Source organism: Anaerosolibacter sp. (genome assembly GCF_029240175.1).
GTDB lineage: Bacteria > Bacillota > Clostridia > Peptostreptococcales > Thermotaleaceae > Anaerosolibacter.
Map to the genome: position 1 here is coordinate 78,247 of NZ_JARBTM010000002.1, position 16,010 is coordinate 94,256.

Here is a 16,010-nt window from a genome sequence, read left to right on the forward strand (position 1 = left end):
CTGTTAAGTCATATGGGAAAAATCAAGCTTAGAAACACCAAGGGCATGATTTTCCCATAATGTTTTTTTGACCATTTCTAATTCGTTTTCTTCACATTCTATGATTAATACTACCTCTGATTCTTTTAGCGTCTTACTCCTATTTTTATTATGCTTCTTTGTAACCATAAGTTTGATGATGATACCCACAGCACATCCAGAGCCTAATCCAATCAATCCCCACAAGATCGGTCCCCATTCCAAGACAAAACCATAGATACTGCCTAACAGCATAAATATAGTTCCTAAAACTGCAGCAAGATCGATTAAGCTTAATCCGTCGGAATAGTGGATGTTATCGAATAATCTTCTTTCTTCACCCCGTTTATCTAAGGGAGCAGCAAGAATCCTTTCTTTTGCTACTCCCTTCATTTGAATAGCTGTTACTGCCAGTTCTAAGTAATTGTTATAGGCGAAAGTAGCTACGATATACATGAGATCACTCCTATATGTTCCATCTTTGATGGGCATGTTAAACTTCGGGTATTGATACTGCTGTTTTAAGAACTTGGATTGCTCCCAATCATATAACTTGTTATTTTCTACGGTATTTACATAAGCATCATATACGGTAAAGCCATAAACCGATGGAACATTTAAAATCCATTGGACATCTAGAACAGATTTCGCCTGTTCAAATTGACCAAGCAGGGAAAAATGGATGGCTGGAAGCAGCTTAGAAAAATAGAGAATAACAATCCACCAAGCAATTGCAAAGGCGGCGGTAATGATTCTATGTATATAAAGCTGTCCACCACCAGGCAATAACGCAGACCACAAGAAGGCATTGATCGGTGTTTTCTTATCTAAATAGTTTATTTCCATTGCACCCATGTTAAATGAAGCTATCTCTGCATCTTCCCTTGCAGCTAACTTATACGTATTATTAAGATCAATGGTGGTTCTATAACTGTCCCATATGGCAAAAATATAGGTTGCAGCGTATAACAATATCCAGTCCTTGTCGAGCACTTCTTTTGCTTTGTCAAATTCTCCTATAAAAGAGTAATAGATACCAAGATTGATATGGGCTTTTATATTGACAAAAACTTCCCAGATGAATAGAAAAAAACCTCTAAGATATTTAGACAGCAAAAGATGTCCCAGGCCAGGGAATGCCGCAGACCACCAGGCGATAATCCATGGGTTTCTTAAGTGTAATTGTGTTGTACCTAATGTGCTCACATAGGCTATCTTCCTACGATTTGAATTTTTCTGATTTTGGTTTCCCATCTCGATATAGTTCTCCTTGTGTTCTATAAGGCCGATCAGGTGAAAAGGTAATATTTATAATGAACATCTGCCAATTTAGTTTTTACCATTGGGAAGATTATTATGAAATGAAATATAAAATATAATTATATGTCAGAGGTCGAATTGAACAGTAGAATGGGTCAAGATGTTCGTCATTCAGTTCAAAATCCATGATCAACAATTTTAAAAGACGAAGGCAGGGTGAAGAATATCACCCTGCCTTCGCCAGAAGGAGAAAGAATACGATAATTATTGGAGGTAGACTATAAGCCCTGAACCTTTGGAAGGGTATTGGCACCATGGGGCATGAGATAGGCTTTTACGTTAGTGCCCTTTATGGCATAGGCTATCGCTAGGGCCTCTTCCAGGGTTTTGACAATCTTGATATTTGCCATGGCCAAGGTTTCAGGTGACAGGCTAGATACCAAGATAAAGGTATGCTTTGCAGCCACTTCAGTGGCATAATAGCCGATATATTTAGCAATAGAATAGTTCTCTCTAATTGCACGTTCCCGATGCAGCAGAGTATCATAGTTTTGAACAATTTCTTGAATTTCAGCATTGCCAATTCCTTCGCTGCATTCACTAAGAATGATGATTACACCATTTTCTTCAACTGCTTCCTTGGCATTAATCACTGTTTTGATGGTTTGATAAAAATTAATGTCCTTTGGATAGCCGCAGGCGGAGGCAATAACCATATCGGCCTTACTTTGAATGGAGATACCATCCATCTCATCGACGATCTGGCAGCCCCGTTCATGGGCCTTTGCATAATCTCCAGCTACAGCATGGGCGATACGGCCCTGGGAGTCCATGATTACATTAAATATGAAAGAGGGTTTCACAAGGCCAGCGGCCTCCAACATATCGGCATGAATGGTATTATCAATGATTTTTCCGCTCCTGATTTCAGGATTGGAGCCTTTTCCAATCTCAGGGTGCAGAGACATGGCATGGTTTGCCATAATGGTTTCATAACCTGCAATCCCTGGGAGGATGGATTTTTTACCACCACCCCATCCAGCCAATAGGTGGAAAACAATGGCACCTGTTAATACAATATGATCACAATCCATGGCAATTTTATTCACTTTTACGGGTGTGCCAAAGGTAGTATGGCCAAGATAAACAAGATTTTCTTCATCGAAGCAATCATGGTCGATAACCTTGAAGCGATCTTTTAGGGCATCGCCCAGTAATCGCTGATGCTCTTTCTCCGTTTGCTTTCTATGGGAGCCTACAGCACTGATGAAAACAATATCTTCATCAGAAATTCCGCCTTGATGAAGTTCATCTATCAGGTAGGGGAGGTAAACATCCATTCTCTGCCATGCCCTTGTAACATCCGATATGACAACGCATACCCTTTCCCCTGGTTTCACAATCTCTTGAAGCTTTGGCGTCCCAACAGGATTTTCTAAGGCATCTAGAATGACTGCTTCTTCGGTTTTACCATGATCTGCGGTATTGCTTTTGATGACGCCAAAAATCTGATCTTCAGAGAGGGGTACAGATACAAGCTCTTTTCCATACTTTAGTTGAATTGTGTTCATGATTCATCCACCTTCTTTGATATATTTAGGTAATCTCTATTTGAATCTAGGATTCGACTAAGTCAGGTGTTCTTACAGGATCAAGCACTGCAACACCTAGGAATGTTATAACACATACGATCCATTCAAGGTAAATCACATGGGGAACAACTCGAATGGCAGGTACAAACAGCCATAAAAGCAATACTACGATTCCAGCGACGATGGTAACAAAGGCTGAGTTTTTTCTGCACAGACTAGGAAAGAATATAGTAAATAGGATTGTTACCGTAAAGGCTGTTGTAAGGCTTAAGAAAACAAGGAGGGTCTTCAAAATACTTACCACGGTTAAGGCAGAAATAAAGGTAACGGCACCTAATACGATAATGGTAATCTTATTCATGGCCATAAGCTTTTGATCACTGGCTTCTGGGCGAATAAAACGCTTATATATGTCTTGAACAAATAATGTAGAAGTACCTAATAAGAGGCTGCATGCAGTGGATACATCGGCTGCCCATAAAGCAGCTAAGGTGATCCCTGCGATTACAGGATTTAGGGACATGATAATGTTTGGCAGTGCCATGGTGGCACTAATATCAGGGTATGCTGCTTTGGCAGCAATTCCCATAATAGCTGCTAAGAAGCCGATAGGGAGCATCAACAATCCACCCCATATAAATCCACGCTTAGCTTGTTTTTCATCTTTAGCACCACAGGCAATTTGAACAGTGGCCTGCAATGATAAGGTTTGGGTCATCATCACAGCAAACCAACCAACGATGGCTGTTAACCCCAAACCATTTACAAGATGTAGGTATGGAACCTCTTGGGGAAGTTTGACAGCAAGGGTAGATAATCCTCCCTGTTGGCCAAGGGTGGCAATGGCAGCCATAATAATCCCAACGTAAATCAGAATAACGTTTAGTATATTTGAAAGACCTGCAGACCACATACCCCCAACAAAGGTGATGCCTACAAATACCACTGCACTCGTGATCATACCTGTTTTCAAAGTAAAAATGTCAGGCAGTAAGGATGCTAAGATGGCACCCCCTGCGATATATTGCATAGAAGTAATGACTAAAAGAATCAGCATTTGACTGAACACACAAAGAATGCGTCCCTTGGTATCGTATAATTTTTCGATGAGTTCAGGTAGGGTGGAGATATTTAATTTTCTATACCTTGATGCAGTCACAAGACCCATAAGGATGGCGCCAGCACCCCATGCAACGTTATACCAGCCAGCAGCCAGCCCTACAGAATATGCCTGTTCAGCAACACCAATGGTGGATGCGCCGCCAATGGCAAGACCGGTAATGGTAACGGCAATTAAAGGAGTTGTCAGCTGTCGGCCTGCTAAAATAAAGCCTTCAGACCCAGATGCGGCAAGCTTTCGCGCGTAAGCGCTAATGGCAAATAGTGCAACAATGTAAAGTACAACAATGATTAATGGAAGATTCATATTATCACCTCATATAGATTTTTAGTGGCATATAGGAAATCTTTAATCTCCTATGCTTTGGTTTTGAATTGGCTGTACACACCAATTCAAAGAAAATAGGTGACATGTCACATTTTAAAACTTTAAAAACTTATAAATATAAAAAAGAAGACTCTTTCTACAAGAGTCTTCTTCATTAGATAACAATTAGGCGTTTATCATCCAGTTCATTTTAATGAACTGGTACTATAGAAGGAGAAGAACTTATGAAAGAGGTATAGCTATTTTTTGGGAAAGTAAAATAACCAGCGCTAAAATAAAAGCTCCAGTTAAAAAAGTAGCTATAAAATTTGCTGTTCTGCTCCATTGGTCTTAACATCGTGTTCACCTCGATTGAATATTTATAAAAAATATCAGATAAATTATTAATATGTTACAAAACTATTTGCCCATTGTCAATAGGAAATTATGAAATAGGCAATAAGATCATAAGTGTTAAAAAAATAAAGCTAACAAAAAAAGTTGTATGCCCATGGAGACAAGCAGTCAGAAAAAATAGTGCAAATTATTAGAAAAAAAGATATGTGAATAGGCACTCCATCTGCTATAATACATCTTATAAATACTTGACAGAATGGATGGGGTCTATGAAAAAAACAGTGTTTTTGGCCTATGTCAGCATCATTTTTACTGCACTGATCTGGGGATTGTCATTTTTGAGTATTAAAGTAACCATTGCTGTATTTCCACCTATGACTTTGGCATTTATACGATTTGTCATTGCTTCTCTCATCATTGGGGCCATTTTCAAAGCAAAGGAAAAGGATACAAGATTGGCGAAAGAAGATCGGTTTTTGATGGTGATGGCAGGGTTTTTAGGGATCACCGTGTATTTTTATTTTGAAAACAACGGGGTGATGCATATTTCAGCTTCCAATGCATCCATGATTATCGCCGCAATACCAATATTTACCCTGATTTTTGAGTGTATTGTGTTTAAAACGAAATTAACGCTGCAGCAGGGTGTCAGTGTAATCATATCTTTTTTAGGGGTGTATCTCATTGTAGGTACAAACCACGGAAGTTATGAGGGTGAATCCTGGCTGGGTTATCTGATGATGTTTGGTGCAGTTTTCTGCTGGGTAGCCTATTCTTTGATTACAAAACCCTTGTTCCAAAAGTATTCCCAGCTTGCCATTGTATATTATCAAACGATTATTGGAACCATTCTTTTTGTACCTTTTGTCTTATTCGAAAGGACAGATTGGAGTTTACTCAATGGTAAGGTAACCCTGAATGTTTTATTTTTAGGGATCTTTTGTTCTGCCCTAGCCTACTATCTTTATGTCTATGCCATGGATATCATTGGTGTATCTGCTTCATCTTTATTCTTGAATCTTATACCTATCGTCACTGTAGTGGCCAGCTTCTTTATTTTAAAAGAAACTGTAGGTTATCTACAGATTCTAGGTGGGGCGTTGGTGGTACTTTCTGTATACCTGGTAAATTATAAAAAGATAGAGTCTGATAAGGAAACGATTATCGTAGAGCACCAAAAGGTATAAATATAAAAATAGCGAGCAGCTTAAGCTGCTCGCTATTTTTATATTTATATAGATCATTTCAAATAAATAAAATATTCTACTTTGAGACAAAATAAAAAATTTGAAGAAAATTAATTAAGTGAATTGACTTGAAAAAATAAACATGCTAAAATGAAATCAAGTTCCAAATAGAGAAACTTGGTTCCGTACAATGGAACTTCGATACATAGAAATTGTTCTGAATTATAGGATGAGAAGACGGTGCAAAGGAGGGAGTAAAATGCTTATAAGGAATCTAGAAAAAAACCTACAGTGGCCTGCTAAAATCGTTGTTTCAGAGGTTGGACCTAGAGATGGTCTCCAAAATGAAAAAAAGATGTTTACGATTGAACAAAAGATAGATTTGATTGAGCGTTCTGTTGAAGCAGGATCAAAAATTATAGAGATCGGTTCCTTTGTTAGTCCTAAAGCTATACCTCAAATGGCTGATACCGATGAAGTGGCCCGCCGAATAAAGCGGGTAGATGGGGTAGAGTACAGGGTATTGGTAACAAACTTACGAGGCCTAGAAAGGGCAAATGAAGCAGGAATCAAAAAAGCAAAATTAACAGTTTCTGCCAGTAGAGCCCATTCCTTAAGCAATTTAAATCGCACACCAGAGGAAGTGCTAAGAGGCTTTGCAGAGTGTGCAGAATATGCAGCAGCCCATGGCATCACCCTTTCAGGAGCTATATCCACAGCCTTTGGCTGTTCCATGGAAGGAAAGGTGCCCATAGAGCAAGTGATTACGGCCATTGACGGATTTAGAGAGATTGGCGTAAAGGAGCTGTCTCTATCAGATACGACGGGCATGGCCAATCCACAGCAAGTCTATGAATACAGTGTAAGGGTGAAGGAACAATACCCTGATATTATTTGGAATCTCCATTTCCATAACACAAGGGGGATGGGACTTACCAATGTGATGGCTGGAATGATGGCTGGCATTGAACGATATGACTCCTGTTTTGCAGGTTTGGGCGGGTGTCCTTTCGCTCCAGGGGCATCAGGAAATATAGCCACAGAAGACCTTATCCATATGTGTCACGAAATGGGCATTGATACAGGTTATGATTTGGATAAGATGATTTCCATCGGAAGATATGTCCAGGAGATTTTAGAAAAGGATACATCAAGCTTTGTGTTAAAGGCTGGAAAATGTAGTGACATTGTGAAAGTGTAGAACAAACAAAGAAGATGTTGCAGCAACTGCAACCCAAAATTATCTAAAAATTTTAAGGAGGTAACATAGCATGGCAACAGAGATTACATTAGAACAACAACAGGAGTTAGATGAGGTTTTTGATCGTGCTAGGAAAGCCCTTGCAATTATTGAGACATATGACCAAGAAAAGGTAGACCGTCTATGTCAGGCAGTGGCATGGGCAGTAGCAAACAAGAAAACATTTCTTCGTTTAGTAGATATGGGGATTGAAGAGAGTGGTCTTGGAGATCCAGTGAGCAGAGAAGGAAAACGATTTAAAATTAGAGGGGTTCTTAGAGATGCCCTTCGACAAAAGAGTGTCGGTGTAATTGAAGAAATCCCGGAAAAAGGTATTGTAAAATATGCAAAGCCCGTTGGAATCATTGGATCTATCGTTCCAACAACAAATCCAGATTTAACACCTGCAGGAACCGCAATCTATGCCATTAAAGCAAGGGACGTAGTGATATTCTCACCACATCCACGTTCCAAGAAGACTACTTTTGAAACCGTAAGATTGATGAGAGAGGCCCTTGAAAGAGAAGGGGCACCGGCAGATATCTTCCAATGCCTTACAAAAGTAAACATTCCAATGACAAAGGCCCTGATGAGCAGAGCAGACATGGTTCTTGCTACTGGTGGACCAGATATGGTGAAATCAGCATACAGTTCCGGAACACCTGCCTATGGCGTTGGTGCTGGGAACTCTACAATGATCATTGATGAGACAGCAAACATCGAAGAAGCTGCGCGTAACACGATGCTGAGTAAAACATCGGACTTTGGATCAGGATGTTCCGCTGATGGAAACTTGATCATAGAAGCAAGCATCTTTGACAAGATGGTAGAGCAGCTTGTCAAAGAAGGCGGCTACCTGGCAAGTGAAGAGGAAAAGGCGAAGTTAAAGGCTGTTATGTGGGACGAAGAGGGGCACAGATTATCAGATACAGTGGCCATCGCACCACAAAAACTGGCAGAAGCTGCAGGATTTACGATTCCAGCAGATAGAAAGTTTATCATCGTTTATGGCGATGGCATTGGCAAAGAGCATTTCTTCTCCAACGAAAAATTAACAACCCTCTTAGCGGTTTATAAATATGAAGGCTTTGAAAATGCCCTGAATATGATGAGAGCTGTTTATGAAGTGAAAGGAAAAGGACACTCCTGTGGAATTTACTCCTTCAACGATGATCACATCCATCGTTTGGCTTTGGCTGCGCCTGTAAGTAGAATCATGGTTCGTCAGCCCCAATCCAAAGCTAATGCTGGTGCATTCAACAACGGAATGCCGATGACGTCCAGCTTAGGCTGTGGAACCTGGGGTGGAAATATCATTTCAGAAAACGTGCATTTAAAGCACTACATGAATACGACTTGGGTATCTAAACCGATTCCAGAAGACAGACCATCTGATGCAGAACTATTCGGAGATTTCTACGATCCTGAGTGTGAGAAATAGGAGAACGGATTAGGATATCCAATCAAAAATGACTTGAGGGGAGTATACAAATTGAAAAAGCTAATTTCTTACCAATTGGTTGACTATTTAGAGAGACGAGGCGTGGAACATGTTTTCGGCCTTTGTGGACACACAGTCATCGCAATGTTAGATGCTTTGAAAGACTCTAAATTAAATTTCGTATCTGTAAGACATGAGCAGGTAGCTGCCCACGCTGCAGATGCTTACGCAAGAATCACACAAAAAGCCAGTGTAGTTCTTTGCCACTTAGGACCAGGACTTACAAATGCAGTAACGGGTGTAGCCACTGCTTCTTTAGATGCAGTACCAATGGTTGTGATCGCTGGAGATGTCCCAAGCTATTACTATGGAAAACATCCACATCAAGAGATCAATATGCATTGTGACGGATCACAATATGATATCTATAAACCATTCGTAAAAAGAGCTTGGAGAATTGACGTGCCAGAGTTATTTCCAGAAATTCTTGACAAGGCATTCAGACTGGCTGAGTCTGGAAGACCTGGACCGGTACTGATCTCCGTGCCAATGGATATGTTCTCAAGAGAATTAGACCCAGCTCACTTTGAAAGAACGTATCATGATGCCCATACAACGGTGAAACCAGCATTGCCAAAGGAAACAGCTGTGGAAATTGCCAAGATGTTAATCGAAGCGAAGAACCCAGTGATCCATGGTGGTGGACAGTTAATATATACCAATGCTTCAAAGGAGCTTATAGAATTGGTTGAATTCCTAGATATTCCTGTTACGAGAACATTGATGGCACAAGGTGCTATACCAGACAACCATCCGCTACATGTGGGAATGACAGGATTCTGGGGTACGGATTTCGTAAATGAAACATCAACAAAGGCCGATGTGATCCTTGGCGTAGGTACAAGATTTGCTGAAGCAGACAGCAGCTCCTGGTATAAGGGGGTAAGCTTCAATATTCCACCTACAAAGCTAATCCAAATCGACCTAGATCCGATCGAAATCGGTAGAAACTACCCTGTAGCTTTAGGCGCTGTAGCAGATCCTAAGCAAGCCTTAAAGGCAATCTTGGAAGCTGCCAAGGAGTTAAAGCCAGAGGGTATCGATAGACCTGAACTAAGAAAAGCTATCGCTGAATATAGAGCTGCATTCAAAGCATCCAATGTTGCGATTTCTGAAGACAGTAGATTCCCAATGACACCTCAGAGAATTCTTAAGGATGTAAGGGAAGTATTGCCGGAGGATGCGATCATCGCCACGGATGTGGGTTGGAATAAAAATGGTGTAAGCCAACAGTTTGAAATCACAAAGCCAGGCACGATTCTTCACACAGGCGGTCTTGCAACCATGGGCTTTGGACCAGCTGCAATCCTGGGGGCAAAATTAGCGGCACCGGACAAAAAAGTAATTACATTGGTTGGTGATGGTGGTTTTGGTACAAATCCAACGGTTATGGCTACAGCAGTAGAACAGAACATTCCAGTGGTATGGGTAGTTATGAATAATGGTGCTTTTGGTACCATTGCAGGACTAGAGGCGGCACAATATCATCACTCCTTTGGTACGATCTTCAAAAAGCCCGATGGTACACCATATAACCCTGAGTGGGCTGAAGTAGCGAAGGCTTATGGTATCAAGGCGAAGAAAATTACATCGGCGGAAGAATTTAAGGCTGCATTCCAAGAGGCATTAGATTCAAATGAGCCATATTTACTAGATGTTCCAATGGAGAATATCCCCGTACCTACAGATGGAATTTGGAATATCAATGACATCTATACGCCGAAAGAGAATGTTGTTGAAGGTAGATTGATCCATGGTGAAGCTACTCGATCTAAGCACGTAGCTACAAAGTAAGTGAATAAATAGTCAGAAATGAGGAAAAACTTACAAAATTTTAAAATATTAAAAGTGATTCCTTAAGTTTCCCCTAACAGTTATAATTGATGGAGAGACCTAGCACTAGGTCTCTTGCTATCAATTAAATTTCTGAATTGTCAAAACAAAAATATTGGGAAAATATGCATATAATTATCAGAAAATTTAAAATCATACAAAATAGGAAGGTGCAAAGGAATGGCTCATCATTTAAATGGAAAAGCGAAGTTGGTTGGGTTACTCGGTTACCCCATATCCCATAGTTTATCTCCACAAATGCATAATACAGCATTTACTCATTTAGGATTAGGTTATGCGTATCTTACCTTTGATACAAAGGAAGATAATCTAAATGACGTTGTAAAAGCAATGCGTGTGTTGAATGTAAAGGGCTTTAATGTAACGATGCCCAACAAGGCGAATATCATCCCATTGTTAGATGAAGTATCATCTGAAGCCCAGTGGATGGGAGCAGTAAATACTGTATTAAATGACAACGGAAAGCTGATTGGATACAATACGGATGGAAGAGGATATGCTCACTCATTGAGAGAAGCCGGTATTGACTTTGAAGGAAAGAAAATCGTAGTGGCTGGAGCAGGGGGGGCTGGAAAGGCCGTATGTGTTCAGTTGGCTGTTGACGGTGCAAGGGAAATCGTTATTCTTGACATGAATGAAGAAGCGGCTGTAGCCCTTAGCAATACAATCAATGAGAAGATCCCAAACTGTAAAGCCGAGGGAATGGTTTTTAGTGATGAAAATTTAAAAGAGGCATTGAGAACAGCGGATATGTTGACCAACTGTTCACCGTTGGGTATGACTCCCCATGAAGATAAAAGTATCATTGCTGATCCAAGCGTACTTCGAAGAGATTTAATTGTATCCGATGTTGTATATAAGCCTGCCAAGACAAAACTCTTAAAGATGGCCGAGGCTGCTGGATGTAAGACGATCAATGGATTTGGCATGATGATTTGGCAGGGAGCCATGGCATTCAAGATTTGGACGGGAGAAGATATGCCGGTAGATTTAGTAAAACAAAAGTTTATGGAGACTCTAGGAATAACAGGAAAATAAGGCAAGAGACGAATAAATGGAGGTGAATAGAATGGGTGTTTTGAAATGGCTGGATGAACACTTTGAAGAATATATTCTGCTTGTTTTACTTATTCTTATGACTTGCATCATGGGTGTTCAGGTTACAATGCGATATCTCTTTAATGCATCCCTAACATGGTCAGAAGAACTTACCCGTTATATGTTTGTATGGTCGTCGTTCATTAGTGTGAGCTACTGTATCAAAAAAGGTATAGCTATTCGAATAGACCAATTTACAAATATGCTGCCCGCATCAGCACAAAAAGTGCTAGATGTAATTGCAAGAATCGTAATGTTAGTATTCTTCGCATATGTGTTTAAGTTTGCCATAGAAGTAGTGAGTGCTACTTACGCAAACGGTCAGACAAGTGCAGCGTTGGGATTGCCAATGTACTTAGTGCAAGTATCAGCTGTATTAGGCTTTGGGTTGGCTGTTGTGAGGATTCTTCAAAGCTTCTGGAATGACTTTAAGTCAGCCAAATCTGCTTAACGATCATAACGGATATAAAAGTAACACAGAGGATGGGTGTAGATTTATTCAATATAAGAGCGAAGCAATATAGGAAGGGGGAGTTTTTTTGTCAGTCGGTATTTTGTTTCTTATCTTTGCAATAGGCATGGCTGCAGCCATTCCCATAAGTGCAGTACTAGGAATACTAGCCGTTCTTCCCAATGCGGTTAATCCATCATTTCCAGCAAATGCGCAGCTTATAATCCGGAGTATGCTGGGTGGTGTCGATAGTTTTCCTATCCTTGCAGTTCCCATGTTCATATTGTCGGGTATTATTATGGCTCGAGGAGGCGTATCAAAAAAGCTTTTTAATGTGTTCTCATATTTTATAGGTAATAAAACAGCAGGTATGCCCATCGCGGTAATCGTAACTTGTCTATTCTACGGTGCCATTTCTGGTTCAGGCCCTGCTACCACAGCGGCAGTTGGATCTATGACCATTCCAATTTTGGTGAGCCTTGGCTATGACAAGGTATTTGTTACAGCATTGGTTGCTGTAGCCGGTGGATTAGGGGTTATTATCCCACCGAGTATTCCTTTCATTCTATATGGTATGACTTCAGGGGCATCTGTAGGAAAACTATTCCTTGCAGGGGTACTGCCAGGACTATTGATTGGCGGTTGCTTAATGGCATATGCGTATTACTACTGTCGTACAAAGGGTGAAGATAAGGAAAAGTTAAATGAGCATTATCAAGCCATCAGAAGTCAAGGTTTCATGAAAGTATTCAAAGATAGCTTTTGGGCATTATTAACACCTGTAATTATACTAGGAAGTATCTATAGTGGTATTGCATCACCCACAGAAGCGGCTACCATTTCCGTGTTCTATTCATTAATTATCAGCTTATTCATTTACAAGAGCTTAAAGTTTAAAGAAATTATTCCAGTATTTAAAGAGAGCATTCGCACCTTTACACCAATTATGTTCATACTAGCTGCAGCCATTGCCTTTGCCAGGGTATTGACTTTTATGCAGGCACCCCAGCAGGTGGCAGCAGCCATTACATCTGTATTTACAACAAAGTTCTCAATTTTAATGGTGATCAATGTTCTATTGCTCTTTGTAGGTATGGTAATGGATACAAGTCCAGCGATCTTGATCTTGACACCAATTTTAGTACCAATTGTTCAGGCTGTAGGCGTTGATCCAGTACACTTCGGTATCATCATGGTTGTAAACCTAGCTATAGGCTTTGTAACGCCGCCCGTTGGAATCAACCTGTTCGTGGGAAGTTCCTTAACAGGTATTCCAGTGGTAGAGATTTCGAAAAAGGCAGCACCGTTTATTGTAGCTTTCATCATTGCATTGTTGGTTATTACCTTCGTACCAGAAATCAGTTTACTGCTTACGAGGTAGATTTAAGATGATGTAGAAGTACAAGGATATGGTTCGAATTTTATAAGCGTTGATGTATCCTGGAAACCAGAAAAGTCAGCACTTATATTTTTAAAAATAAAAAAATGGAGAGGAATGGGAGAGTATGAAAAAATTTAAAAGTATCATCGCATTAACATTGATAGCGTTAATGATGTTATCATTGGCAGCATGTGGGGCAAAACCTGCTCAAGAAGCACAAAGTGGAGAGCAGCCAGCAGCAAGTGCAGAAGCACGTACGTTTAACTTAGCGATGGATAGCCCGGAAGATACTGTAACGTATCTATATGCCCAAAAGTTTGGTCAATTGCTTGAAGAAAAATCAGGCGGCAAAATGAAAGTTCAGCTTTATGCTAACGGACAAATGGGTAGTGACAAGGAAATCGCAGAAAGCGTGCAGGCAGGCAGCCTAGATTTCGTTATACAAACTACAGCTCCCCAGGTAAACTTTGTACCTAAGCTTGCAGTATTTGATATGCCAATGGTATATGGCGATGCAGCAACAGCTAGAAAAGTACTTGACGGTCCTTTCTTTGATACAATTGCCAAAGTATATGAAGAGTCTGGCTTTAAAATCCTAGGATTTGCTGACCAAGGATTCAGAACGTTAACTTCAAACAAAAAAGTTGAAACATTAGCAGATCTTAAAGGTCAAAAAATTAGAACAATGGAAAACCCAAACCACATCGAGTTCTGGAAATCATTAGGTGCAAACCCTACACCTATGGCTTGGGGTGAAGTGTATATCGGATTACAGCAAGGTGCAATCGATGGACAGGAAAATCCTTTAGAAGTAATCGCTGCAAACAAGATTTACGAGCAGCAAAAATATGTAATCAACACAAACCATATGCTTCATACATTAACATTGATTACAAATCCAGCCCTTTATAATGGATTATCTCCAGAAGATCAAAAAATAATGGACGAGGCTGTAGCTGAAGCTAAAGTATATGCTAGAGAGCAAGCAGATGCTCGTTTAGCAGATAGAGCGAAAATCATCACTGACAATGGTTCTGAAATCGTTGACATTGCTCCAGAGGTACGTGCAGAAATGCAAGCGAAATCAGAAAGTGCTTATGAATTAATTCGTTCAAAAATTGGTGATGAATTGGTAGACGCGTTACTAAATGCAGTAAAAGAAGCGAAGTAATAAGACGTGATTCATGTAGTAACATATTAACAAATTTCAAAAGCATCACCTATATACGAATGTAACGGGTGGACTTTGAGAGCCATAGCCTGCGATACTTTTCGAGAATAAGCTCCTGAAAAGATATCGTAGGTTTTTTGGCTTGATAGGGGAATTTACAAAGACACAAAACTTAAATACATGAAAATGGATGGGCAGGTTGAATCGACAATGCTGAATAAGAAGACACTGTTTTGTATCGTCACGGGGTTATTTTGGTTTTCAATGTATGCATATATCCCTCAAATGACCAATTATGCCAAGGAAATGGGTGCTTCATATAAAATGATAGGCATCATTGCCAGTGCCTATGGATTTAGTCAGACGATCCTGAGAATACCGCTGGGAATCGTATCGGATGCATTAAATAAAAGAAAAATATTCATTACTTTAGGACTCCTGATCATTATACTTAGTACACTGTCGGTTTTTGCCCTCCCAAACACATATACCCTATTGTTGGCTAGGCTTCTAGCAGGTGTTGCTGCAGCTACCTGGATCAACTATACAGTAATGTTCTCAAGTTACTACGAGTCATCTCAAGTTTCAAAGGCCATGGGGATTATCAATGCTACCAATAAAGCAGGTCAGTTTGCGGCAGTATTGGCAGGCGGGTTTGTCTCTCTATATTTGGGGGTACGTTATCTGTTTTTACTCAGTGCCATTGGAGGTGCTGTGGGTTTTATATTGAGCTTATCCATATGGGAAGAAAAAAGTATGACTGGAAAAAAGCCTTTTCAACTTTCAGCTATGCTTTCTATGATTAGCAACAAAGATATTATACATGTTTCTGTATTGGCCATATTTTCTCAAGTGATTACGTATTCCACAGCCTTTGGATTTACCCCATTGGTGGCTTCCAATTTAGGCGCAAGCAACTTCCAGTTAAGTATGCTAGCCATTTTCTTTAATTTTCCTCAAATCGTTTTTGCAGCGTTGTCAGGCATTGTTTTTGTGAAGTATCTTGGAGAGAAAACAACGTTGTTGATTGGTTTTGGCATAAGTTCTGTCTTGTGTATGCTTACACCATTCAGTTTAAGCTTGAAAATGCTATATACGCTTCAAATCATTAGCGGAATCGCAAATGCCGTTACCTTCCCTTTGCTTATGGGTCTAGCTATTCATAATGTAGCATCAGACTCAAGAACGACAATTATGGGATTTTTTCAGGCAATGTATGGCATAGGAATGATTATAGGACCAATTCTTATGGGAAGTATCGGAGACCAATTCGGACTCACTATGGGTTTCTTTGTTACAGGGTTGTTTGGAATCGCTGCTATGGTATCAATTGCATTCGTGGGCGTACATGATAGTAGAAAGATATTAAGTAAAGCAGGGAATTAATACATGCAGGGTTGTATAAAAATAAAAGGAATCTTTTTTTTATAAACAAAAATAACGATGAATATGTTGAGATACAACGGATTCATCA

At 40.0% G+C, this 16,010-nt stretch carries 12 protein-coding genes; 9 read left to right on the forward strand and 3 right to left on the reverse strand.

Annotated features, from left to right (window positions below; genetic code table 11):
- Positions 1-3: 3 nt before the first annotated feature.
- From K0R93_RS01625 to K0R93_RS01635, 3 genes are all read right to left on the reverse strand, one after another.
- Positions 4-1,272, reverse strand: a complete 1,269-nt coding sequence (locus K0R93_RS01625; RefSeq protein ID WP_300296598.1) for a hypothetical protein — start codon at positions 1,270-1,272, stop codon at positions 4-6.
- Between the two features lie 284 nt (positions 1,273-1,556).
- Positions 1,557-2,849, reverse strand: coding sequence for a nickel-dependent lactate racemase (gene larA, locus K0R93_RS01630; protein ID WP_300296601.1), 1,293 nt, complete (start codon positions 2,847-2,849; stop codon positions 1,557-1,559).
- Positions 2,850-2,895: 46 nt separating this feature from the next.
- A complete protein-coding gene (locus tag K0R93_RS01635) occupies positions 2,896-4,296 on the reverse strand; it encodes a sodium:solute symporter family protein (RefSeq protein WP_300296604.1) in 1,401 nt (466 codons plus the stop codon).
- Between the two features lie 626 nt (positions 4,297-4,922).
- On the opposite strand from K0R93_RS01635, the gene K0R93_RS01640 reads away from it, so the two are divergent.
- The 9 genes from K0R93_RS01640 to K0R93_RS01680 all read left to right on the forward strand — a co-directional run bounded on the left by K0R93_RS01640 (position 4,923) and on the right by K0R93_RS01680 (position 15,922).
- The gene (locus K0R93_RS01640; protein ID WP_300296607.1) at positions 4,923-5,840 is read left to right on the forward strand and encodes a DMT family transporter; all 918 of its coding nucleotides are present in this window, start codon (positions 4,923-4,925) and stop codon (positions 5,838-5,840) included.
- Between the two features lie 259 nt (positions 5,841-6,099).
- Positions 6,100-7,041 (forward strand): hydroxymethylglutaryl-CoA lyase, encoded by a 942-nt coding sequence (locus K0R93_RS01645; RefSeq protein WP_300296610.1) that lies wholly within the window; start codon positions 6,100-6,102, stop codon positions 7,039-7,041.
- A gap of 70 nt (positions 7,042-7,111) precedes the next feature.
- Positions 7,112-8,521: an aldehyde dehydrogenase family protein gene (locus K0R93_RS01650; protein WP_300296613.1), complete on the forward strand. Its 1,410-nt coding sequence runs from the start codon at positions 7,112-7,114 to the stop codon at positions 8,519-8,521.
- A gap of 51 nt (positions 8,522-8,572) precedes the next feature.
- On the forward strand, positions 8,573-10,375 hold the full coding sequence (locus K0R93_RS01655) for a thiamine pyrophosphate-binding protein (RefSeq protein ID WP_300296616.1): 1,803 nt from the start codon (positions 8,573-8,575) through the stop codon (positions 10,373-10,375).
- 219 nt (positions 10,376-10,594) lie between these two features.
- Positions 10,595-11,473 (forward strand): shikimate dehydrogenase, encoded by an 879-nt coding sequence (locus K0R93_RS01660; protein WP_300296618.1) that lies wholly within the window; start codon positions 10,595-10,597, stop codon positions 11,471-11,473.
- A 31-nt stretch (positions 11,474-11,504) separates the two neighbouring features.
- Positions 11,505-11,984, forward strand: coding sequence for a TRAP transporter small permease (locus tag K0R93_RS01665; protein WP_300296621.1), 480 nt, complete (start codon positions 11,505-11,507; stop codon positions 11,982-11,984).
- A gap of 88 nt (positions 11,985-12,072) precedes the next feature.
- The gene (locus tag K0R93_RS01670; RefSeq protein ID WP_300296623.1) at positions 12,073-13,365 is read left to right on the forward strand and encodes a TRAP transporter large permease; all 1,293 of its coding nucleotides are present in this window, start codon (positions 12,073-12,075) and stop codon (positions 13,363-13,365) included.
- Positions 13,366-13,546: 181 nt separating this feature from the next.
- A complete protein-coding gene (locus tag K0R93_RS01675) occupies positions 13,547-14,536 on the forward strand; it encodes a TRAP transporter substrate-binding protein (RefSeq protein WP_300296626.1) in 990 nt (329 codons plus the stop codon).
- A gap of 210 nt (positions 14,537-14,746) precedes the next feature.
- Positions 14,747-15,922, forward strand: coding sequence for an MFS transporter (locus tag K0R93_RS01680; RefSeq protein ID WP_300296629.1), 1,176 nt, complete (start codon positions 14,747-14,749; stop codon positions 15,920-15,922).
- Positions 15,923-16,010 lie beyond the last annotated feature (88 nt).

What these genes read in the sequence shown, in the direction of transcription:
- K0R93_RS01625 (WP_300296598.1), bottom strand. Translation starts at nt 1,272, where the DNA reads ATGGGAAACCAAAATCAGAAAAATTCAAATCGTAGGAAGATAGCCTAT.
- larA (WP_300296601.1), bottom strand. Translation starts at nt 2,849, where the DNA reads ATGAACACAATTCAACTAAAGTATGGAAAAGAGCTTGTATCTGTACCC.
- K0R93_RS01635 (WP_300296604.1), bottom strand. Translation starts at nt 4,296, where the DNA reads ATGAATCTTCCATTAATCATTGTTGTACTTTACATTGTTGCACTATTT.
- K0R93_RS01640 (WP_300296607.1), top strand. Translation starts at nt 4,923, where the DNA reads ATGAAAAAAACAGTGTTTTTGGCCTATGTCAGCATCATTTTTACTGCA.
- K0R93_RS01645 (WP_300296610.1), top strand. Translation starts at nt 6,100, where the DNA reads ATGCTTATAAGGAATCTAGAAAAAAACCTACAGTGGCCTGCTAAAATC.
- K0R93_RS01650 (WP_300296613.1), top strand. Translation starts at nt 7,112, where the DNA reads ATGGCAACAGAGATTACATTAGAACAACAACAGGAGTTAGATGAGGTT.
- K0R93_RS01660 (WP_300296618.1), top strand. Translation starts at nt 10,595, where the DNA reads ATGGCTCATCATTTAAATGGAAAAGCGAAGTTGGTTGGGTTACTCGGT.
- K0R93_RS01665 (WP_300296621.1), top strand. Translation starts at nt 11,505, where the DNA reads ATGGGTGTTTTGAAATGGCTGGATGAACACTTTGAAGAATATATTCTG.
- K0R93_RS01680 (WP_300296629.1), top strand. Translation starts at nt 14,747, where the DNA reads ATGCTGAATAAGAAGACACTGTTTTGTATCGTCACGGGGTTATTTTGG.